Source organism: Hydrogenophaga sp. IBVHS2, assembly GCF_002127215.1.
Taxonomy (GTDB): Bacteria; Pseudomonadota; Gammaproteobacteria; order Burkholderiales; family Burkholderiaceae_C; genus Hydrogenophaga.
On the sequence record NZ_NFUT01000001.1, the window covers coordinates 128,127 to 150,493 of the forward strand.

The 22,367-nt window shown below is 69.2% G+C and carries 24 protein-coding genes; 10 read left to right on the forward strand and 14 right to left on the reverse strand.

Features of this window, described 5'->3' with window-relative positions:
- Positions 1-66 precede the first annotated feature (66 nt).
- Positions 67-534, forward strand: a complete 468-nt coding sequence (locus CAP38_RS00645) for an Lrp/AsnC ligand binding domain-containing protein (RefSeq protein ID WP_086118970.1) — start codon at positions 67-69, stop codon at positions 532-534.
- Here CAP38_RS00645 and CAP38_RS00650 read toward each other — a convergent pair.
- Complete coding sequence (locus tag CAP38_RS00650; RefSeq protein ID WP_086118971.1) at positions 515-1,252, reverse strand: YggS family pyridoxal phosphate-dependent enzyme; 738 nt, start codon at positions 1,250-1,252, stop codon at positions 515-517. The genes CAP38_RS00645 and CAP38_RS00650 overlap by 20 nt on opposite strands.
- Positions 1,253-1,289: 37 nt before the next feature.
- On the opposite strand from CAP38_RS00650, the gene CAP38_RS00655 reads away from it, so the two are divergent.
- The 3 genes from CAP38_RS00655 to CAP38_RS00665 are packed head-to-tail and all read left to right on the forward strand — an operon-like array spanning position 1,290 to position 4,430.
- Positions 1,290-2,333, forward strand: coding sequence for a type IV pilus twitching motility protein PilT (locus CAP38_RS00655; RefSeq protein WP_086118972.1), 1,044 nt, complete (start codon positions 1,290-1,292; stop codon positions 2,331-2,333).
- A gap of 5 nt (positions 2,334-2,338) precedes the next feature.
- Entirely contained in the window at positions 2,339-3,475 is a 1,137-nt protein-coding gene (locus tag CAP38_RS00660) for a PilT/PilU family type 4a pilus ATPase (protein WP_086118973.1), read from the forward strand.
- A 55-nt stretch (positions 3,476-3,530) separates the two neighbouring features.
- Positions 3,531-4,430 (forward strand): NAD(P)-dependent oxidoreductase, encoded by a 900-nt coding sequence (locus CAP38_RS00665; RefSeq protein ID WP_086118974.1) that lies wholly within the window; start codon positions 3,531-3,533, stop codon positions 4,428-4,430.
- 59 nt (positions 4,431-4,489) lie between these two features.
- Here CAP38_RS00665 and CAP38_RS00670 read toward each other — a convergent pair whose 3' ends face one another.
- From CAP38_RS00670 to CAP38_RS00680, 3 genes are read right to left on the reverse strand one after another with little or no spacing between them, the layout of a single operon-like run.
- Positions 4,490-5,161, reverse strand: a complete 672-nt coding sequence (locus CAP38_RS00670; RefSeq protein WP_086118975.1) for a BON domain-containing protein — start codon at positions 5,159-5,161, stop codon at positions 4,490-4,492.
- The gene (locus CAP38_RS00675) at positions 5,158-5,778 is read right to left on the reverse strand and encodes an SIS domain-containing protein (RefSeq protein ID WP_086118976.1); all 621 of its coding nucleotides are present in this window, start codon (positions 5,776-5,778) and stop codon (positions 5,158-5,160) included. Before CAP38_RS00675 ends, CAP38_RS00670 begins: the two co-directional genes overlap by 4 nt.
- 39 nt (positions 5,779-5,817) lie before the next feature.
- Positions 5,818-6,216, reverse strand: coding sequence for a YraN family protein (locus tag CAP38_RS00680; RefSeq protein ID WP_086118977.1), 399 nt, complete (start codon positions 6,214-6,216; stop codon positions 5,818-5,820).
- Here CAP38_RS00680 and rsmI point away from each other — a divergent pair, their 5' ends adjacent.
- Positions 6,217-7,152, forward strand: a complete 936-nt coding sequence (gene rsmI, locus CAP38_RS00685) for a 16S rRNA (cytidine(1402)-2'-O)-methyltransferase (protein ID WP_256924161.1) — start codon at positions 6,217-6,219, stop codon at positions 7,150-7,152.
- On the opposite strand, the gene CAP38_RS00690 is transcribed toward rsmI, so the two are convergent.
- Positions 7,142-7,477 carry a hypothetical protein gene (locus CAP38_RS00690; protein WP_086118978.1) on the reverse strand — a complete coding sequence of 112 codons (336 nt, stop codon included), beginning with the start codon at positions 7,475-7,477 and terminating at the stop codon, positions 7,142-7,144. The two genes, rsmI and CAP38_RS00690, sit on opposite strands and share 11 nt — an antisense overlap.
- A gap of 125 nt (positions 7,478-7,602) precedes the next feature.
- On the opposite strand from CAP38_RS00690, the gene CAP38_RS00695 reads away from it, so the two are divergent.
- The 3 genes from CAP38_RS00695 (at position 7,603) to CAP38_RS00705 (ending at position 9,956) form a co-directional block, all read left to right on the forward strand.
- Positions 7,603-8,193: a DUF502 domain-containing protein gene (locus CAP38_RS00695; RefSeq protein WP_086119693.1), complete on the forward strand. Its 591-nt coding sequence runs from the start codon at positions 7,603-7,605 to the stop codon at positions 8,191-8,193.
- 67 nt (positions 8,194-8,260) lie between these two features.
- Positions 8,261-8,905 carry a protocatechuate 3,4-dioxygenase gene (locus tag CAP38_RS00700; RefSeq protein ID WP_086118979.1) on the forward strand — a complete coding sequence of 215 codons (645 nt, stop codon included), beginning with the start codon at positions 8,261-8,263 and terminating at the stop codon, positions 8,903-8,905.
- A gap of 7 nt (positions 8,906-8,912) precedes the next feature.
- Entirely contained in the window at positions 8,913-9,956 is a 1,044-nt protein-coding gene (locus tag CAP38_RS00705) for a metal-dependent hydrolase (RefSeq protein ID WP_086118980.1), read from the forward strand.
- Here CAP38_RS00705 and gloA read toward each other — a convergent pair.
- The 7 genes from gloA to CAP38_RS00740 form a co-directional block, all read right to left on the reverse strand.
- Entirely contained in the window at positions 9,937-10,470 is a 534-nt protein-coding gene (gene gloA / locus CAP38_RS00710) for a lactoylglutathione lyase (RefSeq protein WP_086118981.1), read from the reverse strand. The two genes, CAP38_RS00705 and gloA, sit on opposite strands and share 20 nt — an antisense overlap.
- Before the next feature lie 34 nt (positions 10,471-10,504).
- Positions 10,505-10,882, reverse strand: a complete 378-nt coding sequence (locus CAP38_RS00715; RefSeq protein WP_086118982.1) for a ribbon-helix-helix domain-containing protein — start codon at positions 10,880-10,882, stop codon at positions 10,505-10,507.
- A 26-nt stretch (positions 10,883-10,908) separates the two neighbouring features.
- The gene (locus CAP38_RS00720) at positions 10,909-12,477 is read right to left on the reverse strand and encodes a GMC family oxidoreductase (protein ID WP_086118983.1); all 1,569 of its coding nucleotides are present in this window, start codon (positions 12,475-12,477) and stop codon (positions 10,909-10,911) included.
- A gap of 35 nt (positions 12,478-12,512) precedes the next feature.
- Positions 12,513-13,145, reverse strand: a complete 633-nt coding sequence (locus tag CAP38_RS00725) for a twin-arginine translocation signal domain-containing protein (protein ID WP_143435723.1) — start codon at positions 13,143-13,145, stop codon at positions 12,513-12,515.
- Positions 13,146-13,301: 156 nt separating this feature from the next.
- Entirely contained in the window at positions 13,302-13,772 is a 471-nt protein-coding gene (locus CAP38_RS00730; protein WP_086118984.1) for a CopD family protein, read from the reverse strand.
- An 81-nt stretch (positions 13,773-13,853) separates the two neighbouring features.
- The gene (gene dinG / locus CAP38_RS00735; RefSeq protein WP_086118985.1) at positions 13,854-16,088 is read right to left on the reverse strand and encodes an ATP-dependent DNA helicase DinG; all 2,235 of its coding nucleotides are present in this window, start codon (positions 16,086-16,088) and stop codon (positions 13,854-13,856) included.
- Positions 16,089-16,113: 25 nt separating this feature from the next.
- Entirely contained in the window at positions 16,114-17,640 is a 1,527-nt protein-coding gene (locus CAP38_RS00740; protein WP_086118986.1) for a BCCT family transporter, read from the reverse strand.
- A gap of 384 nt (positions 17,641-18,024) precedes the next feature.
- Here CAP38_RS00740 and CAP38_RS00745 point away from each other — a divergent pair, with 384 nt between their 5' ends.
- Entirely contained in the window at positions 18,025-19,098 is a 1,074-nt protein-coding gene (locus CAP38_RS00745) for a calcium/sodium antiporter (RefSeq protein ID WP_086118987.1), read from the forward strand.
- On the forward strand, positions 19,095-20,777 hold the full coding sequence (locus tag CAP38_RS00750) for a SulP family inorganic anion transporter (RefSeq protein WP_086118988.1): 1,683 nt from the start codon (positions 19,095-19,097) through the stop codon (positions 20,775-20,777). Before CAP38_RS00745 ends, CAP38_RS00750 begins: the two co-directional genes overlap by 4 nt.
- A gap of 8 nt (positions 20,778-20,785) precedes the next feature.
- Here the strand turns inward: CAP38_RS00750 and CAP38_RS00755 are convergent, their stop codons facing one another.
- Together CAP38_RS00755 and CAP38_RS00760 are read right to left on the reverse strand one after the other, a co-directional pair.
- A complete protein-coding gene (locus tag CAP38_RS00755; protein ID WP_218776541.1) occupies positions 20,786-21,604 on the reverse strand; it encodes a CmcJ/NvfI family oxidoreductase in 819 nt (272 codons plus the stop codon).
- Positions 21,605-21,639: 35 nt separating this feature from the next.
- Positions 21,640-22,296 (reverse strand): glutathione S-transferase family protein, encoded by a 657-nt coding sequence (locus CAP38_RS00760; protein WP_086118989.1) that lies wholly within the window; start codon positions 22,294-22,296, stop codon positions 21,640-21,642.
- Positions 22,297-22,367 lie beyond the last annotated feature (71 nt).

Here is a 22,367-nt window from a genome sequence, read left to right on the forward strand (position 1 = left end):
ATGCCGCTACTTTGCCGATGCTTTCAATGAATAATTCACCAAAATATTGGCACTTCAAGAAACATCATGCAGAACGAGGACCTGGACCGCATCGACCTTCGCATCCTGCAGGTGCTGCAGGCCGACGGGCGCATCAGCAACCTGAAGCTGGCCGAGGCCATCGGCCTGTCGCCCACCGCCGTGCTGGCCCGCACCCAGCGGCTGCATCGCGACGGCTACATCCTGGGCTACGAGGCGCGACTCGACCCGTTCAAGCTCGGGCGCGGAATGATGGTGTTCGTGGAAGTGCTGCTCGACCGCACCACACCCCATGTGTTCGATGCCTTCAAGGCCGCCGTGCAGGTGCACGACGAGATCATGGAGTGCCACATGGTGGCCGGCGGCTTCGATTACCTGCTCAAGACCCGCATGGCCGACATGGCGGCCTACCGGGCCTTTGCCGGCCAGGTGCTGTGGCAGCTGCCGGGCGTGCGGGAGACCCGCACCTACGCGGTGATGGAGGAGGTGAAGAACCTCACCCGGCTGCCGCTGTGACGGCGTCGGCCGGACCGGGCTTGCGTTCCCGGTGCCCGAAGATGGCGCGCCCCACCCGCACCAGGGTGGAGCCGGCCGACACCGCCGCCTCCAGGTCATCGCTCATGCCCATGGACAGGGTGTCCAGATCCAGGCCACGGGCACGCAGGTCGTCGAACAGGGCACGGGCCTGCAGGAACACGGTCCGCTGCGCCTCGAAATCGGGGGCCGGCTCGGGAATGCACATCAGCCCCCGCAGGCGCAGACCCGGCAACCCCGCCACCGCCTCGGCCAGCGCGGGGAGTTCGGCCGCCTCGACGCCCGACTTGTTGGCACCGCCATCCACATTGACCTGCAGGCACACCTGCAGCGGAGGCAGATGAGGCGGTCGCTGGGACGACAGCCGCTCGGCGATCTTGAGCCGGTCCACGCTGTGCACCCAGTCGAAATGCTCGGCCACGGCGCGGGTCTTGTTGCTCTGCAGCGGTCCGATGCAATGCCACTCCAGTCCCGGGCAGTCGCCGGCGGCACGCAGGGTCTCGATCTTGGCCACGCCTTCCTGCACATAGTTCTCGCCGAAGGCCCGCTGCCCGGCCTGCCACGCCTGGCGCACCGCATCGGCATCGAAGGTCTTGGAGACCGCCAGCAGGCGGACGCCGGACGCCGCGCGGCCTGCACGTTCGCACGCCTGTTGCAGGCGTGTGGAAACGCTATACAGGTTGTCGCCAATCGTCGTCATAATCGGTCAGAACATTCACTTACTGCACGGATCCCGGATGGATATCACCCAGCTGCTGGCCTTCAGCGTCAAGAACAAAGCATCCGACCTTCACCTCTCCGCCGGTCTGCCACCCATGATACGGGTGCACGGCGACGTGCGACGCATCAACGTCGAGCCGCTGGACCACAAGGCTGTCCACGCCATGGTGTACGACATCATGAACGACAGCCAGCGCAAGCACTACGAAGAGTTCCTGGAGGTCGACTTCTCGTTCGAGATCGAGGGCCTGTCGCGCTTCCGGGTGAACGCCTTCAACCAGAACCGCGGCGCGGGCGCGGTGTTCCGGACCATCCCGAGCAAGATCCTCACGCTGGAGCAGCTCAACGCGCCCAAGATCTTCGGCGATCTGGCCCTCAAGCCCCGCGGTCTGGTGCTGGTGACCGGCCCCACCGGTTCGGGCAAGTCGACCACGCTGGCCGGCATGATCAACCACCTCAATGAATCCGAGTACGGCCACATCCTGACCATCGAGGACCCGGTGGAGTTCGTGCACGAATCCAAGAAGTGCCTGGTCAACCAGCGCGAGGTCGGCCCCCACACCCTGAGCTTCGCCAACGCCCTGCGTTCGGCCCTGCGGGAGGACCCGGACGCGATCCTGGTGGGCGAGATGCGCGACCTCGAGACCATCCGCCTGGCCATGACGGCTGCCGAGACCGGCCACCTGGTGTTCGGCACCCTGCACACCAGCAGCGCCGCCAAGACCATCGACCGCATCATCGACGTGTTCCCCGCCGAGGAAAAGGACATGGTCCGCGCGATGCTGTCGGAATCGCTGGTGGCCGTCATCTCGCAGACGCTGTGCAAGCTCAAGGACGGCAGCGGCCGGGTGGCGGCGCACGAGATCATGCTGGGCACCAGTGCCATCCGCAACCTGATCCGCGAAGCCAAGGTGGCGCAGATGTATTCCGCCATCCAGACCGGCAACAACGTCGGCATGCAGACCCTCGACCAGAACCTCGCCGAACTGGTCAAGCGCAATGTGATCAGCGCCGCCGAGGCCCGCAGCAAGGCGAAGATCCCCGAGAACTTCCCCGGATAAACACCATGGAACGCGACCAGGCATCCAAGTTCATCAACGACCTGCTCAAGCTGATGCTGAGCCGGGGCGGCAGCGACCTGTTCATCACGGCCGACTTCCCGCCCGCGATCAAGGTCGATGGCTCGGTCGTCAAGGTCTCGCCGCAGCCGCTGACCGGCAACCACACGCTGGCCCTGGCCCGGGCCATCATGAACGACAAGCAGGCCGCCGAATTCGAACGCACCAAGGAGTGCAACTTCGCCATCTCGCCGCCCTCCATCGGGCGCTTCCGGGTCAGCGCCTTCGTGCAGCAGGGCAAGGTCGGCATGGTGATGCGGACCATCCCGATGAACCTGCCCAGCATCGACAAGATGGGGCTGCCGCAGGTGCTCAAGGACGTGGCCCTGAGCAAGCGCGGCCTGTGCATCCTGGTGGGCGCCACCGGTTCGGGCAAATCCACCTCGCTGGCGGCCATGGTCGACTGGCGCAACGAGAACACCCAGGGCCACATCATCACCATCGAGGACCCGATCGAGTTCGTGCACCCGCACAAGAACTGCGTGGTGACACAGCGCGAAGTGGGCCTGGACACCGACAGCTGGGAAGCCGCGCTGAAGAACACGCTGCGCCAGGCACCGGACGTGATCCTGATGGGCGAGATCCGTGACCGCGAGACCATGGAGCACGCCATCCAGTTCGCCGAGACGGGCCACCTCTGCCTGGCCACGCTGCACGCCAACAGCGCCAACCAGGCCCTGGACCGGATCATCAACTTCTTCCCGGAAGAACGCCGTGCCCAGCTGCTGATGGACTTGTCCCTCAACCTGCGCGCGCTGGTGTCCCAGCGCCTGATCCCGCGCCAGGACAACAAGGGCCGCCACGCGGTGGTGGAGATCATGCTGAACTCCCCGCTCATCTCCGACCTGATCTTCAAGGGCGAAGTGGCCGAGATCAAGGAGATCATGAAGAAGAGCACCAACATCGGCATGCAGACCTTCGACCAGGCGCTGTTCAACGCCTTCGAGGCCAACCTGATCACGCTGGAAGACGCGCTGCGCAACGCCGATTCGCTCAACGACCTGCGCCTGCAGATCAAGCTCAACAGCCAGCGGGCCAAAACCCAGGATCTGGCTGCCGGTACCGAGCACCTGACCATCATCTGATGGGGGATTGATTTACAGTCCCGGGCTTCACAACAACCCGAGACAAGGCTCCCGCATGACCGCCGCTCCCCGCACCTACGACGCCATCGAACCCCGCCAGGTCGCCTTCATCGGCCTGGGCGTCATGGGTTCCCCCATGGCCGGCCACCTGGCCCGCGCCGGCCACCGTGTCACCGTCTACAACCGCACCGCCGCCAAGGCGCAAGCCTGGGCCGGGACGTATGGCGGCAGCTTCAAGACAACCCCGCGCGAGGCGGCCCAGGGCGCCGACATCGTGTTCGCCTGCGTCGGCAACGACGACGACCTGCGTTCGGTGGTGCTGGGGGCCGACGGTGCATTCGCCGGCATGAAGCCCGGCGCCGTCTTCGTGGACCACACCACCGCTTCGGCCGACGTGGCGCGCGAGCTGTCGGCCGCTGCCCGCACCCTGGGCCTGCAGTTCATCGACGCCCCGGTGTCGGGCGGCCAGGCCGGCGCCGAGAACGGCGCACTCACCGTCATGTGCGGCGGCGATCAGGCCGCCTTCGACGCGGTGCGCCCGGTGGGCATGGCCTTCTCCAAGGCCTTCACCCTGATGGGCGCCAGCGGCGCCGGCCAGCTGACCAAGATGGTCAACCAGATCGCGATTGCCGGCCTGGTGCAGGGCCTGTCCGAAGCCATCGCATTCGGTCAGAAGGCCGGTCTGGACATGAATCTGGTGCTCGACGTCATCGGCAAGGGCGCCGCCCAGAGCTGGCAGATGGACAACCGGGGCAAGACCATGGTGGCCGACCAGTTCAACTTCGGCTTTGCGGTGGACTGGATGCGCAAAGACCTGGGCCTGGTGCTGGACGAGGCCAAGCGCAACGGTGCCCGCCTGCCGGTGACCGCCCTGGTGGACCAGTTCTATGCCGACGTCCAGGCCATGGGCGGCCAGCGCATGGACACCTCCAGCCTGATCAAGCGCCTGCGCTGAACCGGCGCATCCGCAACGACAAGGGGCCCCGCGGGGCCCCTTTTTCATGGCGTGGCCGATCAGTTCGGCTGCGGTGCGGGCCGGCTGGCCGGCGACTCGGTCGGGCCCTGGGTGCCGATTCGGGCCAGCTCCTCTTCGGTGAGGATCTCGAACACCCGCACCACGCGGGTCACGCCCGAGGTGTTGCGGGCGATCTCGGTGGCGCGGTTGGCCTCGCGCTGGGTCACGCGGCCCATCATGTAGACGGTGCCCCGGGTCGTGACGACCTTGAAGGCCACGGCCGACAGGTCCTTGGCATCCACCATGCCGGCCTTGACCTTGCCGGTGATCAGCGTGTCGGACGAGCGCTGGCTGAAGGTGGGGGAATTCACCACCGCCAGTTCGTTGACGATGCTGCGCACGTTGTCGACGCCCGCCACCACACGCTCCACCTCGGCCTTGACCGCCTCGCTGGCGGCCTCGCCGGTCAGCAAGACCTGGCGGTTGTAGCTGGTGACCGACACGTTGGCCCGCTCGCCGAACTGCTCCTTGATGCGGTTGCTGGCGCGCAGTTCGATGCCCTGGTCATCCAGCTGGGCGCCGGAGGTGCGGCGATCGACCGCCACCAGGGCAGTGCCCACAGCTGCACCACCCACCACCAGCGGGGCGCAGGCGCTCATCACACCGGAAAGGGCCAGGCCCGCGATCAGCAGGCCGGCGCGGCGACGGGAAGGAACGGACAGTGGGCTCATGCAAGGTTCTCCGGATCGGGAAGGGATTCTTCGGGCAGTCCCAGCAGCTGGGCGTCCACCCCGTCGCACAGGCAGTGCAGCACGAGCTGATGGACTTCCAGGATGCGGGGGGGATGGTCGTGCGGGACGCAGATGTGGACGTCGGTGTCGCGCAGCACGGCGGTCAGACGGCCGCCGCGTGCGCCGGTCAGGGCCACCACCGTCATGTCACGCTCGTGGGCAGCCTCCACGGCCGCCAGCAGGTTGCCGGCCTGGCCGACACCGCCCACCACCAGCAGCACGTCGCCGGTCTGGCCCAGGGCACGCACCTGGCGGGCGTACACCCAGCCCGGGTCGAAGTCCTGGGCCACCGCCGTGATGACCGCCGAGTCGGCCGAGAGGGCCAGCGCGGCCAGTTCGGGACGTTCGCGCTCGAACCGTCCCATGAAGCTGGCCGCGAAGATCTGCGCCGCGGCGGCCGACGGGCCATTGCCGCAGGCCAGGACCTTGCCGCCACCGGTGACGCAGGCCAGAACCGCGTGGATGGCCGACTCCACCATCGGCGCCAGGGCCGGTGCGCACTGGTACTTGAGGTCGGCACTGTCGATGAACTGTTGCTGGATGCGCTGCGAAAGCATGGGGCGATGATAGCGGCGGGCAAAGTGTCAGCAGTCGTGTCAAAAGGCGTCATGGGCGTCGAAGGCGGCACGCAGCCATTGCAGGCTGCCTTGCGGACCCTCGATCAGCACGGCATCGAAGCGGCACGCGGGGTGTGATCGGCACCGCATCAGAAAGTGCCGTGCGGCCAGCACGATGCGCCGGCGCTTGGTCGCGGTGATGCTGGCACCGGCGCCGCCCCGGTCGGTGCGGCTGCGCTGGCGCACCTCGACGAAGACCAGCGTGCCGTCACGCTCCCGCATAATCAGATCGATTTCCCCGCCACCCCGCCCCGGGGTCCTGAAGTTCCTGGCCACCAGCGCCAGTCCGTGCCGCTGCAGATGCGCCAGCGCCAGGTCTTCGGCGGCATTGCCCCGCTCCCGTGTGGTGACCGGGCGCCCCCTTCGTTCGAGGTCCATGTGTCTGTTCCTTCCCCGTCCTTGCTGACCGCCGCTGCCGACGCCGCACGGCACCAGGACCACCCGACGGGCACCCTGTACATGGTGGCCACGCCGATCGGCAACCTGGCCGACATCGGCCTGCGGGCCTTATACGTGCTGTCGCTGGCCGATACGGTGGCCTGCGAGGACACGCGCCATACCGGCGCGCTGCTGGGCGGTTACGGGCTGCACAAGCCGCTGCTGGCGGTGCATGAACACAACGAGGCAGAAGCCGCCCAGGCAGTGGTGCAGCGGCTGCAGCGCGGCGAACGGGTGGCCTATGTCAGCGATGCCGGCACACCGGGCGTGAGCGACCCCGGTGCGCGGCTGGTGGCCGCCGTGCAGGCGGCCGGGCTGCGTTGCGTTCCCCTGCCCGGCCCGAGCGCCCTCACGGCATTGCTGAGCGTGGCCGGCGAAGCGGGCTGGGACGGGCGCTTCGTGTTCCAGGGCTTCCTCTCGTCCCGCAAGGCCGAGCGGCAACGGCAGGTGCAGGACCTGGCGGCCGACGCTCGCGCGCACCTGCTGCTGGAGGCGCCACACCGCATCGAGGCCCTGGCCCAGGATCTGGCGGCGCTGGGGGATCGCGAGATCAGCCTGGGCAGAGAGCTGACCAAACAGTTCGAAGAGGTGGTGCGCCTGCCGGCGAAGGACCTGCCGGGCTGGCTGGCGGGCGGGCCGCACCGGGCGCGGGGTGAATTCGCCCTCATGGTGCACCCGGCAGCGGCGGCCGAGGACGAAGGGCTGGACGCCAGCACCCTGCGCACACTGGACGTGCTGATGGCCGAGCTGCCCCTGAAGACGGCGGTGAAGCTGTGCGCCGACATCACCGGGCAGCCGCGCAACGCGGTCTACCAGGCGGCCCTGGCGCGACGCCAGCACGGCGCCGACGAACCGGACGACGCCGTCAGCGGCTGAGCCGGCCCATCGGGCCGTCGGCGGGTGCGGGGGCGGGAGCACCCGGTTCGCGCACCTCGGTGGCCTGCACGTCCACCACGTCGGCCGACGCTGCACCGGCGCGGAACATGCCATGGGCATAGCGCTCGCGGGCCTGGCGGAACTGCTGGAACAGCACCACCGGCGCCGGCTTGCGACCGGTCAGCAGCGACCAGATCGACACCGCCAGCACCACCACCAGCGAAGCCAGCATGAGGCTGACCAGAAACACGGTGGCGGCCAGGGCAAAGACCATCCGCAGCACGAAGCGCAGCAGGCGGGAGAGCGGGTCGGTGGGAGTGTTCATGCAGGGTCTGAGTGGCGTCGGGGGGCGGAGTTCCGGCGAAGTTCCGTGGCCGTTGCGGGCAGATGCGGCCATTGTGCCGAACTGCAAGGGGCGCTGCTATGCTGGCCGGCTGCATTGCCCACGCCATGAAACGCCTCTACTCCTACTTTTTTCGCGGTCTGATCACCTTCCTGCCGGTGGCCCTGACCGTCTACCTGCTCTATGTGTTCGTGATCTGGGTCGAATCCCTGGCCATGCGGCTGGTGCGCCCCATCACCGGCGACTTCTACCTGCCCGGTCTGGGCATCGCGCTGGGCGCGCTGCTGATCCTGGCACTGGGCGTGCTGGTCTCCCAGCGCTATGTGGCCCGGGCGCTGTCCTGGGTGGAGCTGCCGTTCACCAACCTGCCGGTGATCAAGAGCATCTACTCGTCGCTGAAGAACTTTGCCGACTACTTTGCGCCCCACGAGAAGGACAGCCAGCAGGTGGTGCTGCTGCGCAAGCCGGGCGACGACCTGTCCATCGTCGGGCTGGTCACGCGCCAGAACTTCGACGGCCTGCCCGGCGCGCTGGGCCAGCTCGACCAGGTGGCGGTCTACCTGCCCATGGGCTACATGATCGGCGGCTACACCGTGTTCGTGCCACGCAGCTGGATCACACCGATCGAGATGTCGGTCGAAGAGGCCATGCGCTCCTCGCTCATTGCGTGGATGGCATCGAGCCGGAAGCCGGAGTGAGCGCAGGCTGACCCGCCTGCCTGCGGACCCGCCGGAACTCTCCCCGCCCGCGCGGCTCCCACGCCCCATGACCTTGTCCCGACGCCCCTGGCTGCTGGGCGCCGCTGCGGCGGTGGCCTCGGTGGCCGCGCCCGCCTGGCTCACCCCGGCGCTCGCCCAGCCCCCCTCTGCCGGCCCGACCCCTCGGCGCCCCACACCGGGCCAGGTGGAAGGCCCGTTCTATCCGGTCCGCCTGCCCGACGACCACGACGGCGACCTGCTGCGCACCGGCAACCGCCGGTACGACCGGGGCCAGGCGGTCTGGCTGGACGGCGTGGTGACCGATCTGGATGGCCGACCGGTGCAGGACGCCGTGGTGGAGATCTGGCAGTGCGACCACGCCGGCCACTACCACCATCCGGGTGACGGCAACCGGGCAGACCCGGCTTTTCAGGGATTCGGCCGGGTGAGCGTGGGTCGCGACGGCCGCTACCGTTTCCGCACCCTGCGCCCGGCGCCCTACGGCGGGCGCACGCCCCACATCCATGTGAAGGTCCGGCTGGACCGCATGGAACTGCTGACCACCCAGCTGTATGTGGCCGGCGACCCCGGCAACGAGCGCGACTTCCTGTGGCGCCGGCTCGACGACGCCGGCCGCGCTGCGCTGACCGTGCCCTTCACCCCCGGGGTGGATGGCCTGCGGGCGCAGTTCCCCATCACCGTCCAGATCTGAGGCCGCCATGGATTCGTTGACGCAGATCGCGTTGGGCTCGGCCGTGACCGTGGCCGTCATGGGGCGGCGCACCGCCGTCTGGAAATCGGCCCTGTGGGGTGCGGTGGCCGGCACCCTGCCCGACCTCGACGCCTTCATCGACCACGGCGATGCGGTGCTCAACATGGTGCTGCACCGGGCCGAGTCGCATGCCCTGCTGTTCCTGACCCTCGGCGCGCCGGTGCTGGCCTGGATCGTCGCCCGGCTGCACGGCGAAGGCGCGATCTGGCGGCGCTGGTGGCTGGCCCTGTGGCTGGCGCTGGTGACGCACCCCCTGCTCGACACCATGACGGTCTACGGCACCCAGCTGCTGCAGCCGTTCAGCGACCATCCCTTCGGCGTGGGCAGCCTGTTCATCATCGACCCGGCCTACACCCTGCCGCTGCTGGCGGGGGTGATCGCCGTGCTGTGCGGCGCCCGGCTGCGCTGGAACCAGGCGGGCCTGGCGCTGAGCACGCTCTACATCGGCTGGAGCGTGCTGGCCCAGCAGCACGCCACCGAGGTGGCGCGGGCCGACCTCCAGGCGCGCGGCGTGGACGTGCAGCAGCTGCTGGTCACGCCGGCCCCGCTCAACACGGTGCTGTGGCGGATGGTGGCCATGACGCCCACCCACTACCTGGAAGGCCACTACGGCCTGCTGGACGACGACCGCCAGATCACCTGGACGGTGCACGACCGGGGCGCCGACCTCGAATCCGCCGTGGCCGGCCATGCCGGCGCACAACGCATCCGGGCGTTCAGCCATGGCTTCTACAGCCTGTCACAGGCCGACGGCCGCTACTTCATCACCGACCTGCGCATGGGCCAGGAGCCGAGCTATGTGTTCCGTTTCGATCTGGCCGACGGCAGCGGCAGCACCCCCACGGTGGGGCGTGGCGGGCGCAACGATATGGACAGCGGCCTGAAATGGCTGGCCGCCCGGGTGCGGGGCATCGAGGTGCCCTCCCCCGGCGCGCAGGCCCCCGGCGTGAAGCTGCTGGGGGCCGCCGACCTCAGCGGCCCAGTGCGGTGAGCTTGCCGGGCTGGACGATCTCGATCCAGTAGCCGTCCGGGTCCTTGATGAAGGCCACGTCCTTCATCTTGCCCTGGTCGGGCCGCTTCACGTAGGTGACGTTGTTCCGGTCGAACCAGGCCACGGCGGCGTCCAGGTCGGGCACCGAGAAGCAGATGTGACCGAAGCCCTGCGGCTGGGCGTTGCCGTCGTGGTACCTGAAATCGGCCTGCGATTCCGTGCCCCAGTTGTGGGTGAGTTCGAGCACGCCGCGCTGGCTGAAGGTCCAGGCGGTGCGCTCGCCCACATCCTCGGGCGCCTGACCGTCTTCCGGCCGGGCCAGGAAGAACAGCGAGAACGACATCTCGGGAAAGTCGAGCTTGCGCAGCAGGCGCATGCCCATGACACGGGTGTAGAAGTCCAGGGACACCTTCGGGTCCTTGACCCGCATCATGGTGTGGTTGAAGACGAATCCGCGCGTGGCGGCATCGGCCTGGGCGTGGACGCCCGGCTGCTGTTCGGTGTGAAAGCTCATGCGGTGGGTGAAATGGTGAAAAACGGGAAACGCGTCAGCGCGGACGCAGCGGCGCCACCGTGCCGCTTGCGGCAGGAAGGCTTCTGCCATGCGTGCCGGTGGCCTGGACCGGCAGGTCCGGGGTGTCGGCACGCAGGCGCTCCATCTCCATCATGCGGCGGCGCAGGTAGCGCATGCAGGTGACCCTCAGGAACGAGGCAAAGTTCGGCACTTCACCCCGGTGCGCCAGCACTTCGTCGTGGAACTGGGCGATGAGGGCATTGGTGGTGCAGCCCTCGTCCTCGGCCATCTCGGCCAGGATGTCCCAGACCATGTTCTCCAGCCGGATGCTGGTCAGCACGCCGTGCATGCGCACGGTGCGCGAGCGCTGCTCGTACTGGATCGGATCGGCCTTGACGAAGAATTCGCACATGGGGGTCTCCTGCAGCGCGTGGGGGCTCAGATCGCCCGGGCTTTCATCTGCTTCGCAATGTAGTCGGCCTGACGGATCGCCAGTGTCACGATGGTGAGCGTGGGGTTTTCCGCGCCACCGGTGGTGAACTGGCTGCCGTCGCTGATGAACAGGTTCGGGATGTCGTGCGTCTGGCCCCACTTGTTGCACACGCCGTCCTGACGGCGGGCGCTCATGCGGCAGGTGCCCAGGTTGTGGGTGCTGGGGTACGGCGGGGTGCGGAAGGTCCGAACAGCACCGGCGGCCTGGTAGATGCGCTCGCCCTGCTGGAACGCGTGTTCGCGCATGGCGATGTCGTTGTCGTGGTCGTCGAAGTGCACGTTGGGCACATAGTTGCCCCACTGGTCCTTGACGTTGGTGTTGAGGGTGATGCGGTTGGTCTCGCGCGGCATGTCCTCGCCCACCAGCCACATGCCGGCCAGGTTGGTGTAGTGGTCCATCCACCAGGCGAAGTCGGAGCCCCAGCCGCCCGGGTTCAGGAAGGCGGCCATGAAGGGAACGCCCAGCGACAGGGTCTCGAGCTCGTAACCGCCGGCAAAGCCGCGCTTGGGGTTGTGGATGGCCTCGTCGCGCACGATGCCGGCCATGGTGGTGCCTCGGTACATGTGCACCGGGTCCTTGAAGGCGGCATACACCGAGCCGGTCATGTGGCGCATGTAGTTGCGGCCCACCTGGCCCGAGCTGTTGGCCAGGCCGTCCTTGAACATGTTGGAGGCCGACAGCAGCAGCAGGCGCGGCGTCTCGATGGCGTTGCCGGCCACGCACACGATGCGGGCCTTCTGGCGCTGCTCCTTCTTGTCCTTGTCGTAGTACACGACGCCGGTCACCAGGCCCTTGTCGTTGTGCTCGATGCGGGTCACGTGGCACTCGCTGCGCAGCTCGAAATTGCCGGTGGCCTCGGCGCGCGGGATCTCGGTGTACAGCGTGCTCCACTTGGCGCCGCTCTTGCAGCCCTGGAAGCAGAAGCCCAGCTGCAGGCAGCGGCCCCGGCCGTCACGCGGCTGGCTGTTGATGGCCATGTTGCCGGTGTGCACTTCCTTGTAGCCCAGCTTCTTGGCGCCGGCGTGCATCACCTTGAAGTTGTTGTTGCCCGGCAGACCCGGAATGCCGTTGGTGCGGGTCACGCCCATCTTGTTCTCGGCGCGGGCGTAGTAAGGGGCCAGCTCCTTGAGCGTGACCGGCCAGTCCAGCAGGTTGGCGCCCTGGATGGTGCCGTAGACGGTCTTGGTGCGGAACTCGTGCTCCTGGAAGCGCAGCGAGGCACCGGCCCAGTGGGTGGTGGTGCCGCCCACGGTCTTGCAGATCCAGGCCGGCAGGCCGGAAAAGTCCTTGGCCACGCGCCAGCTGCCCGAGGTGGTGCGGGTGTCCAGCCAGGCCAGCTGGCTGAACGACTTCCACTCGTCGTTGATGAAGCTGGCACTGGACTGCTGGGCGCCGGCCTCCAGACAGACCACCTTGATGCCCTTCTGGGCCAGTTCGTTGGCCAGGGTGCCGCCGCCGGCACCCGAGCCGATGATGACGACCACGCTGTCGTCGTTGGTTGCAAATTTCGCCATGTTGCTTGTCTCCTGTTCGGTACGGGGTTCGCGGATCAGAGGTCAGCCTTGGGGCTGGCTGCCTTGCCGGGCTCCGGAAGCCACTTGAGGTCCTGGAAGCCGCGGGTGATGTACCCGCCCTTCTCCCAGGCCGAACCGGGATAGCCGAACGTGGCGTACGCCATGTCGTTGTCGTAGAGCGAGGTGATGCACTGGCCGCGCACCGTGGCGAAGAAGGGCTGGCCTTCCATGGCCTTGACGATGGCCAGCTTGCGTGCGGCATCGGCCTTGGTGAAGTCGCCCCCGGCGGCCTGGTTCAGTGCCGCCACGCCATCCTTGAGGGTCTTGGCGGCGGCGGCATCGCCGGCGGCCTTGCCGTCCAGGTCCTTGGCCAGCAGCGCGTACACCGCATCGGGCAGTTTCTCGTGCGGATAGAGCACACGACCCATGGCCATGATGGCCTCGCCCTCGGCCTTGCTGAGCGTCTTGAGTTCGACCGCCCACACGGTGGAGGGCGCCAGCCCCGCGAGCAGCGAACCGGTGGCCAGCGTGCCCATCAGCACCCCGCTGCCCTTGAGGAACTCCCGCCGCGCCAGCGGCAGGTGGTTCATGCGGGGCACTTCGCCCGAGTCTTCGTTGCAGTCGCTAAATCCGGCCGCGACCGGGGCCTGGATGGGGATGATGCGCATGTTGTCTCCTGCATGGGGTCGTCGCCCGCTCGAAACGGCGGGCGTGCAGGCAGTATTCCACCCCCCCAGTCCGGTCGGGTGATACAGCGCTGTTTACAGGGAAAACCCGCCTGCCCGGGCGGGCGGCGGGTCAGGGCGGCGTCCGCCCGGCCGGATTCAGACCAGCAGGACGGTGGCGGCCACGACGAGCACGCCCAGCACCAGGTTGATGGCCACCCAGGTCCGGATGGACGCCAGCGCCGCCGCGCCGGCCGTGCCCTCGCCGGCGGTCACGGCCCGGGACAGGCGCTTGAACAGGGCAAACCGGATGTGGCCGAAGATGGCCATCATCAGCACGCCCAGCACCACCATCACGGTCCAGCCCAGCGGCATGTTGAACGGCAGCCCGGCCTGCACCGTTTCCTTGGCCACGCGGCCGATCATCCAGACCCCGCTGGCCAGGGTCACCAGCACCGCCACCGACACCAGCCGGAAGAAACGCTGCAGCGTGTCGTGCATCAGGCGCAGGCGCAGCGGGGCATCGAGCGCCTGCGCCGCCGGACGCAGGCAAAGATGGGCAAAGGCCATGCCGCCGATCCAGACGATGATGGACAGGACGTGCAGCAGCTTGAGGGTGGCGTAGAGCATGGGGAACAGGCCGTGGGTTGAGGATGCGGGGATGGAGGCGGGCGCTGCGCATTGGTTCCGCGCCGCCCCGACCGGGGTGACTCAGACGTCGGTGGTGACCCCGCCGCTGCGGCGCTGCAGCCGGTAGGGCGGCAGGCCCTGCAGCATGCGCCGGCCGTAGCTCTGGCGCAACAGCCGGGCATCGTAGCAAACGACCACCGCCTCGTCGGTCTCGCTGCGCAAGGCCCTGCCGGTCCACTGCAGCAGCCGGGCGCCGGTGGCCGGCACCACCAGCTCGCTGAACGGGTCGCGGCCCTGGCTGCGCAGCCAGTCGGCCCGGGCCTGCCCCACCGGATCGGCCGGCGAGGCGAACGGCAGCTTGGTGATGAACACCCACTCGCACAGCTCGCCGGGCAGGTCCAGGCCCTCGCCGAAGGACTGCAGGCCGAACAGGATGGAGGCCTCGCCGTCGGCCACCCGCTGCGCATGGCGGCGCAGCAGGGCGGTGCGCGAGGCATCCCCCTGCACCAGCACCGCGTCACGCAGGTCGCGGTGCTCGCCGCGCTCCAGCAGCAGCCGGGCCTGGGCCATCTGGGCCCGCGAGGTGAACAGCACCAGCGCACCCCGGCGCACCTGCTGCAGGTCGGTCATCAGGGCTTCGAGCATCTCGCGGGTGTAGGCGTCCACGTCCTTGGGATCGGCACGGGTCTGCACCACCACCAGCCGGCCCTGGCGGGCATGGTCGAACGGGCTCTGCACCTGGCAGGTGGCCACCGCGTCGTCCCAGGCCAGGCCGGACTCGTGCAGGAAATGCTCGAAGCCGCCGCAGGTGGTGAGCGAGGCCGAGGTCACCACCGCACCGCGCACATGGCGCCACAGGTGACTGCGCAGCAGATGGCCCGGCTGCAGCGGGCAGGCATGGGCGGTGAGCGTGACCAGCCCGTGCTGCACCCCGGCTTCCAGCCACTTGGCCAAGGGGGGCTGACCGTCGGCGGCGGTCTGCAGCCACAGGTCGGCGGTTTCCTGCGCATGCTGCAGGCGCGGGGCAAAGCCCCCGATGCGGCTGTAGAGCTGGGCGCAGCGGGAGGCCTCGGACGGCTCCTCGCGCGCCAGGGCCTTGAGCTGGGTGGCCAGCGATTCCGCCACCTTCAGCAAGGCGGTGGCGTGCGCGGCGATGGTGCCCACCACTTCGTCCCAGCCTTCGGGCAGCACGCCGCCCTCGAACCGGTCGACCGCCGCTGGCGCATCGGGACGGCGCTCGCCCCAGCCCGGCATGCCGCCCACCCGGACCATGGCCAGCCGGGCCAGTTCGCCCATGGCGGCCTTGAGCTCACGGGCGCGCACCGCCACGTCGTCGGCGGGGTGGTGCGAGATGGCGCTGGCCACTTCGTCGAAGGCGCGGGGCAGGCGGTCGAGCCAGCTGGTGCGCATGAGGTCGACCTGGGCCGTGAACTGGCCCTGCGCGATCGACCCCAGGTGGTGCGCTTCGTCGAGCACCAGGTAGCAGTCCTGCGGGGCCGGCAGGGCGTGCAGCCCCAGGGTGGAGAGCAGCAGGTCGTGGTTGACCACGATCACCTGGGCCTGGGCCAGCCGCTGGCGCGCCTGGTAGTAGCTGCAGCTGTTGTAGGCCGGGCAGTGGCGGGCGGTGCAGGTGTGGCGCTCCGCCGCCACCGGGCCCCACAGGCCGGGTTCGGGCGGGTCGTCCAGCCGGTCGCGGTCGCCGTCCCAGTCGCCCTGGTCGAGCGCCTGGCTCCACTGCTGGTACTGGCGACCCCGCTCCTGCCAGGTGTCGGCGGTGGCCTGCGACAGGCCGTCTTCGGTGCCGAACAGGTCGGCATGGGCCGGGTCGCCCCCACCGAGCTGGTCGAGCTTGAGTCGGCACACATAACGACCCCGGCCCTTGGCCAGCGCAAAGGCGAACGGCTGCGGCAGCAGACCGGCCAGGGCCGGCAGGTCCTTGTGGATGAGCTGCTCCTGCAGCGCCACGGTGGCGGTGGAGATCACCACCCGACGCCCCTGGGCCAGGGCCAGCGGGATGACGGTGGCGGCATAGGCGGCCGACTTGCCCACGCCAGTCCCGGCCTGCACCACGGCGATGCCCCGGTCGGGCAGGGCCGCGTCACCGCTGATGGACTCGTCCCCCAGCCGCACGCCCGAGAGCGTGCTGGCGATGAAGGCCGCCATCTGCCGCTGACCATCCCGCGGCCGAAAGCCGCTGGCACGCGAGACCACATGGTCGAAGGCGGCCAGCGCCAGGGCTTCGCGGGCCAGCGGGCCTTCCACGGAAACGGCGGGAGCGTCGGACGCGGCGGATCGGGTGGAAGGGTGGTCGGTCATGCAGGCCGGATTGTCCCAGACCGCCTCAGGCGGCCGGCCGGTCCAGCTGCTCGCGCAGGCGCCTTCGCAGGATCTGCTCGCGGCGCGCCTCGGCGGCGCCGTCCTCCTGCACGGCGCGCCACAGCGCGACCGCCATCAGCACCACCACACCGGCAAATGGCAGGGCGAACACGATGGTGGCGGTCTGCACGGCCTTCACGCCGCCGGTCAGCAGCAGCGCCACCGCGATGCCCGCCACCAGCAGACCCCAGACCACCTTGACCCGCGCCGACGGATCGGCCTGGCCGCCCGTGCTCATGGTGCCCAGCACCAGCACCGCCGAGTCGCCGGAGGTCACGAAGAACACCAGCACCAGCACGGTCGCCACAGCGGCCATCAGCGTGCCGGCCGGCAAGGCATCGAACAGGGCGAACAGGGCACCGGCCACATCGGCCTGCACCGCCTCGGCCATGGGGACGCCCTGCAGGATCTCCAGGTGCAGGGCCGTGCCGCCGAACACCGAGAACCACACGAAGGCCGCCAGCGTGGGCACCAGCACCGTGCCCAGCACGAACTCGCGGATGGTGCGGCCGCGCGAGATGCGGGCGATGAACAGGCCCACGAACGGCGACCAGCTCAGCCACCAGGCCCAGTAGAAGACGGTCCAGCCGCCCACCCAGCCGCTGTCGCGGAACGGCGTCATGCGCAGGCTCATGCGCACCAGTTCGCTGGCATAGCTGCCCAGCGTGGTGGTGAAGGTGTCGATGATGGCCACGGTGGGCCCGAGCACGAACACCGCCAGTGCCAGCAGGCCCGCCATGACCAGATTGGCGCTGGAGAGCCACTTGATGCCGCGCCCCAGCCCGGACAGCGCGGACGCCAGGAACAGCGCCGTGGTCACCGCAACGATGACCACCTGCGCCGTGGTGCTCACCGGCACGCCGGCCACCGCCGCCAGACCGCTGTTGATCTGCAGGGCGCCCATGCCCAGCGAGGCCGAGACGCCGAAGGCGGTGGCGATCACCGCCAGCACGTTGGCCGCCGGCGCCAGCCGCCGCAGCGGCGCCCAGGGCAGGGAGGCCACGGCGGTGCTGACCAGCGCTGCCCCGCCCCGGCGGAACTGGAAGAAGGCCATCGCCAGTGCGACCACGCTGTACACCGCCCACGGGTGCAGCCCCCAGTGGAAGAAGCTGTAGCGCATGGCGGCGTTGGCCGCCTCGGGCGTGCCGGCGGTGAGGCCCGGCGGGGGGGCCAGGTAGTGCGAGACCGGCTCCGCCACCCCCCAGAACACCAGGCCGATGCCCATGCCGGCGGCAAACAGCATGGCGAACCAGGCACCCACCGAGAACTCGGGCTCGTCGTCGTCCTGCCCGAGCCTGAGGTGTCCGTAGCGGCCGAAGGCCAGTGCCAGCGCCACCACCACCAGGCCCAGCACCACCCACAGATAGAGCCAGCCGAAGTCGCGGGTGATGTGGGCCAGGGCGGTGTCGAACACCGCCCCCAGCGAGGCCGGGGCCAGGACGCCCCACAGGACGATGGCCAGGATCAGACCGGCCGAAATGAAGAGTTGCATGCAGACCTCCCGTGGCGCCGGACGGACCATGGGCCCCGACCACGCAGCGGCTCGGCGGCGTGGCGGGCCCGGCACAGGCCGGCGTTGGTTGTGGACGTGGCGGGTCGGGTGGCCCGATGTGCAGCATGGGGGCCCTGCGTTCCGCGCGGGTCGGGGCAGGGGCTGTCAGCAAGGGCCGGCATCGCGGTGCGCCAGGGCACCGGCCGGATGACCGCCGGGAAAGGGTTCAAGGGAACAAGCCATTGTCGGCCCGATCCATGCCGATGCCGGGGCCAATCCCGGCCCGGGCCAGGGGCCCAAATCCCTGCCCTGGCCGGGCTGCCGGTCGGTCCGCGCGACTATGCTGTCACCTGCGCCACCCAGGCGTGTCAATCTTCATCGGACATGAACATCCTGCTGTTTCTTGCTGGTCTCGTCGGTCTCATCGCCGGGGCCGAACTGCTGGTGCGCGGTGCCTCCAGGCTGGCGCTGTCGTTCGGCATCTCGCCGCTGGTGGTGGGTCTGACCATCGTGGCCTTCGGCACCAGTTCGCCCGAGGTGGCGGTGTCGGTGGGTGCCGCACTGGATGGCCAGACCGATCTGGCGCTGGGCAACGTGGTGGGCAGCAACATCTTCAACGTGCTGTTCATCCTTGGCGTTTCCGCACTGATCACGCCGCTGGTGGTGAACATCCAGCTCATCCGCCAGGAGGTGCCGATCATGATCGGGGCCTCGATCATCCTGCTGCTGGTCTGCCTCGATGGGCGCATCGGTTTCATGGACGGGCTGCTGCTGTGCGGCCTGATGGTGGCTTACACCGCCTTCCTGATCGTGCAGTCGCGGCGCGAGAGCCAGGCCGCCCGGGACGAATACGCGGCCGAGGTGCAGCCCGCCGCCAGCGGTGCCTGGGACGCCAGGCTGCCGGTGCAGCTGCTGCTGATCGCCGTGGGCCTGGGCCTGCTGGTGCTGGGTTCGGAAGCCCTGGTGACCGCCTCGATCGCCTTTGCCAAGGCCCTGGGCGTGAGCGACCTGGTGATCGGCCTGACCATCGTGGCGGCCGGCACCTCCATGCCCGAGGTGGCCACCTCCATCATGGCGGCCATCAAGGGCGAGCGCGACATCGCGGTGGGCAATGTGGTGGGCAGCAACACCTTCAACATCCTGGGCTGCCTGGGCATCGCGTCGGTGGTCAGCCCTGCCGGGCTGGGCGTTCCGTCGTCCCTGCTGGCGCTGGACATGTGGGTCATGCTGGCCACCGCGCTGGCCTGCCTGCCGGTGTTCCTGACCGGACGCGAGATCGCCCGCTGGGAAGGCGCGGTGTTCCTCGCCTATTACGCGGCCTACGTGGCCTGGCTGATCCTGGCCGCGCAGCAGCATGCCGCGCTGGGCGCCTTCTCGGCCGTGCTCATGGGCTTCGTCGCGCCCCTGACGGTGGTCACGCTGGTGGCGGTGATGATCCGCCGAGGGCAGGCGCGGTGAGCTCCACCGGACGCTGGCGCCGGGCCCTGCCCTTCCTGAACTGGCCACGTCCTGACCGCGCGCTGCTGCGGGGCGAACTGCTGGCTGGCCTCACGGTGGGTCTGATGATCGTGCCGCAGGGCGTGGCCTATGCCGCCCTGGCCGGCATGCCGCTGGTGGCCGGGATCTATGCCTCGCTGCTGCCGGCCCTGGCGGCGGTGCTGTTCGGCGCATCGCCCCGGCTGTCGGTGGGGCCGACCGCCCTGACCAGCCTGCTGGTGGCGGCTTCGCTGGCCCCGCTGGCATCGGCCGGCAGTGCGCAGTGGGTGATGCTGGCGGCGTGGCTGGCCCTGCTGTGCGGCGCGCTGCAGGTGGTGCTGGGCCTGGTGCGGTTCGGCTGGCTGCTCAATCTGGTGAACTCGCCGGTGCTCATGGCGTTCACCCAGGCGGCGGCGCTGCTGATCGTGGCCTCCCAGGTGCCGCCGCTGCTGGGGTGGTCGTCCTGGCATGGCCTGCTGGCCGACCTTCAGGCCACGCGATGGCATGCGCCCTCGGTGGCCTTCGGCCTGGGCAGCGTGGCATTGCTGTGGCTGGCCCGGCGCTGGCGCCCGACCTTTCCGGTGGTGCTGCTGGTGGTGGTGGCCAGCGCCGGCATCAGCCGGTTCACCGGCTTCGAGGCCTCCGGCGGGGCGGTGGTGGGCAGCCTGCCCGAGGGCCTGCCGGCGCTGGTGTGGCCGGGCTGGCCGGGCTGGTCGGCGCTGGGGCAGCTGGTGCTGCCGGTGCTGGTGATCACGCTGGTGAGCTTTCTGGAGACCGCCTCCAGTGCCCAGGTGGACAGCGCCGGTCGCAACACCCGCTGGGACCAGGACCAGGACCTGATCGGCCAGGGTCTGGCCAAGCTGGTGGCGGGTTTCAGCGGCGCCTTTCCCACCAGCTCCTCCTTCTCGCGCTCGGCACTCAACCTGTACGCCGGTGCCCGCACCGGCTGGGCCACGGTGGTGTCGGTGGCGGTGGTGGGGCTGGCCCTGCTGCTGTTCACGCCGGTGCTGCACCATGTGCCGCGCCCGGTGCTGGCCGCCATCGTGCTGGTGGCCATCGTGGGTCTGATCCGGCCGGTGTCCTTCGTGCGGCTGTGGCGGCTGTCGCGGGTCGAGGCGCTGATTGCCGGCACCACGCTGCTGGTCACGCTGGCGGCAGCTCCGGCCCTGTACTGGGGCGTGCTGGCGGGCGTGCTGATGTCGCTCAGCCACTTCCTGTACCTGCGGCTGCATCCGCGCATCATCGAAGTCGGCCTGCACCCGGACGGCAGCCTGCGCGACCGCCACCTGTGGCAGCTGCCGGCCCTGGCGCCGCACCTGTATGCCCTGCGCATGGATGCCGCGCTCGACTTCGCCACCGCCGCGGGCTTCGAGCGCACCGTGGCCGAGCACCTGGAGGCGCATCCCGACACCCGCCATGTGATGTGGATCGCCCACCCGGTGAACTGGACCGACGTGACCGGTGCCGAGGCCTTCGGCCGGTTGCGGCACGCGCTGGCGCAACGCGGCATCACGCTGCATCTGGTGGGCATCAAGCTGCCGGTGGAACAGCTGCTGCGCGCCGCCGGCCACCTGGACGACGGACAGGGCCTGCGCACCTACCGCACCGAGGCGGAGGCGCTGCAGGCCCTGCCGGGTCTGGACGGGCCGAAGCCCGACTGAGGCGAACCTCAGAAGAAGGCCATGGTGCGCACCTCGATGCTCTCGCGCTTGGGTGCACCGGGGGGCGTGGTGGGATCCTCGAACGCGGTGTGCCCCATGAAGCGGGCGCGGCCGTCGGTCTCGGAGTCGTAGGTCTTGAGCAGCAGCGCCTGGTGGGCCTCCATGCGCGGGAAATAGAGCCAGCGGTGCCGCGGCGAATGCCGCATCACGTAGATCTCGCCGGTGCGTTCGCGGTACTTGAGGTCCATGCGCAGCATGTCGGCGTCATCGTGGGTGCGGGCGTCGCACATGGCCAGCGGCAGTTCCTCGACCCGCTCGCGCAGCGGCTTCCACACATTGAAGAAGGCCACCCGGCGCTGCAGCAGGGCGTCGGCCTCATCGGGCAGGATGTCCCGCACCCGCTGCGGGCCGCTGTGGACGGTGTAGTCGCTGTGCACCAGCAGCACGGCCGGGCGCTGCACCGTGGTCTGGGCCTTCAGGTCCGCCGGCAGCCGCTTGCGGATGGTGTGATCGAACACCACCACGCGGCGCGCGCCGGTGTGGCGCTTCACGAAGTCGATGACCTGGTCATAGAAGCGGGACTTGATGGCAGCGTCGTCGTCGAACTGCTGGAACTCGGCGCCGAAGTCGTGCAGCTCGAAGCCTTCGCGGTCGGCGGAGAGCTGGTGGACCTCGGGCCAGCCGTCATGGATGTCCACCTCCTTCAGGTCGGTCCCGGGCGGATTGAGCTCCACACCGGGATCGGGCTCGTAGAAGTAGTAATCGGGCGGCCGGCCGTTGTCGACCGTGTAGTTGAGCGTGGCGCGGACGGAACGTGTGGGGGTCATGGGCATCAAGGCACGGCGGTCGGTGCGGTCGGGGATCAGGCGGCCTGCTTCTGGACGCGCTGGGTGGTGAAGCCTTCGCCGACCCAGGTCTTGTCCCAGCTCGGCAGGCGCTCGACGCTCTCGAACAGCCAGCGGCGCAGGTGCGGGTGCGGGTCCAGCGGCAGACGCTGCCAGCCATGCAGGTGCATGGGCGAGGCCAGCGCGATGTCGGCGATGGTGGGCTTGTCGGTGACGATCCACTGGCGGCCGTTCAGGCGGGCATCGAGGATGCCGGCGAGCTTGTGGAACTGGGCGTCCTGGGCCGCCAGCACGGCCGGGTCGGCAGCACCGCCAAGCAGCGGCTTCACACAGTTCTCGACCAGGTACACATAGCAGCTCGGGAACCAGCTGGACGATTCCCACAGCAGCCAGCGGTTGATGTCGGCACGGGTCTTGAGGTCGGTCGGGTAGGCCGAGCTGACACCGTTCTTGTCGGCGGCGTATTGCAGGATGGCGTTGGACTCCCACAGCACCAGATCGCCGTCGACCATGGCGGGAATGGACTGGTTGGGGTTGATGGCGGTGTACGCGTCGCTCTTCTGTTCGCCCTTGAAATAGTCCACAAGGTGGAGCTCGTAGGGCGCCCCCATCAGGTCCAGGCCTGCGAGCACCTTGCGACAATTGACCGTGATCGGGTCGGCGTAGATCTTCATGCTGTTGGTCTCCGTAGGTTGGTCGGCTGTCCGGGCGGTCTGTGCCGCCGATGGGGGAGTCTAGGGATGGA

Coding starts and splice junctions, on each gene's coding strand:
- CAP38_RS00740 (WP_086118986.1), bottom strand. CDS start 17,640: ATGCAACTCTTCATTTCGGCCGGTCTGATCCTGGCCATCGTCCTGTGG.
- CAP38_RS00715 (WP_086118982.1), bottom strand. CDS start 10,882: ATGTGCGAATTCTTCGTCAAGGCCGATCCGATCCAGTACGAGCAGCGC.
- CAP38_RS00705 (WP_086118980.1), top strand. CDS start 8,913: ATGGATTCGTTGACGCAGATCGCGTTGGGCTCGGCCGTGACCGTGGCC.
- dinG (WP_086118985.1), bottom strand. CDS start 16,088: ATGACCGACCACCCTTCCACCCGATCCGCCGCGTCCGACGCTCCCGCC.
- CAP38_RS00720 (WP_086118983.1), bottom strand. CDS start 12,477: ATGGCGAAATTTGCAACCAACGACGACAGCGTGGTCGTCATCATCGGC.
- CAP38_RS00655 (WP_086118972.1), top strand. CDS start 1,290: ATGGATATCACCCAGCTGCTGGCCTTCAGCGTCAAGAACAAAGCATCC.
- CAP38_RS00745 (WP_086118987.1), top strand. CDS start 18,025: ATGAACATCCTGCTGTTTCTTGCTGGTCTCGTCGGTCTCATCGCCGGG.
- CAP38_RS00665 (WP_086118974.1), top strand. CDS start 3,531: ATGACCGCCGCTCCCCGCACCTACGACGCCATCGAACCCCGCCAGGTC.
- CAP38_RS00680 (WP_086118977.1), bottom strand. CDS start 6,216: ATGGACCTCGAACGAAGGGGGCGCCCGGTCACCACACGGGAGCGGGGC.
- CAP38_RS00695 (WP_086119693.1), top strand. CDS start 7,603: ATGAAACGCCTCTACTCCTACTTTTTTCGCGGTCTGATCACCTTCCTG.
- CAP38_RS00645 (WP_086118970.1), top strand. CDS start 67: ATGCAGAACGAGGACCTGGACCGCATCGACCTTCGCATCCTGCAGGTG.
- CAP38_RS00760 (WP_086118989.1), bottom strand. CDS start 22,296: ATGAAGATCTACGCCGACCCGATCACGGTCAATTGTCGCAAGGTGCTC.
- CAP38_RS00670 (WP_086118975.1), bottom strand. CDS start 5,161: ATGAGCCCACTGTCCGTTCCTTCCCGTCGCCGCGCCGGCCTGCTGATC.
- gloA (WP_086118981.1), bottom strand. CDS start 10,470: ATGAGCTTTCACACCGAACAGCAGCCGGGCGTCCACGCCCAGGCCGAT.
- CAP38_RS00725 (WP_143435723.1), bottom strand. CDS start 13,145: ATGCGCATCATCCCCATCCAGGCCCCGGTCGCGGCCGGATTTAGCGAC.
- CAP38_RS00650 (WP_086118971.1), bottom strand. CDS start 1,252: ATGACGACGATTGGCGACAACCTGTATAGCGTTTCCACACGCCTGCAA.
- CAP38_RS00700 (WP_086118979.1), top strand. CDS start 8,261: ATGACCTTGTCCCGACGCCCCTGGCTGCTGGGCGCCGCTGCGGCGGTG.
- CAP38_RS00690 (WP_086118978.1), bottom strand. CDS start 7,477: ATGAACACTCCCACCGACCCGCTCTCCCGCCTGCTGCGCTTCGTGCTG.
- CAP38_RS00660 (WP_086118973.1), top strand. CDS start 2,339: ATGGAACGCGACCAGGCATCCAAGTTCATCAACGACCTGCTCAAGCTG.
- CAP38_RS00755 (WP_218776541.1), bottom strand. CDS start 21,604: ATGACCCCCACACGTTCCGTCCGCGCCACGCTCAACTACACGGTCGAC.
- CAP38_RS00730 (WP_086118984.1), bottom strand. CDS start 13,772: ATGCTCTACGCCACCCTCAAGCTGCTGCACGTCCTGTCCATCATCGTC.
- CAP38_RS00675 (WP_086118976.1), bottom strand. CDS start 5,778: ATGCTTTCGCAGCGCATCCAGCAACAGTTCATCGACAGTGCCGACCTC.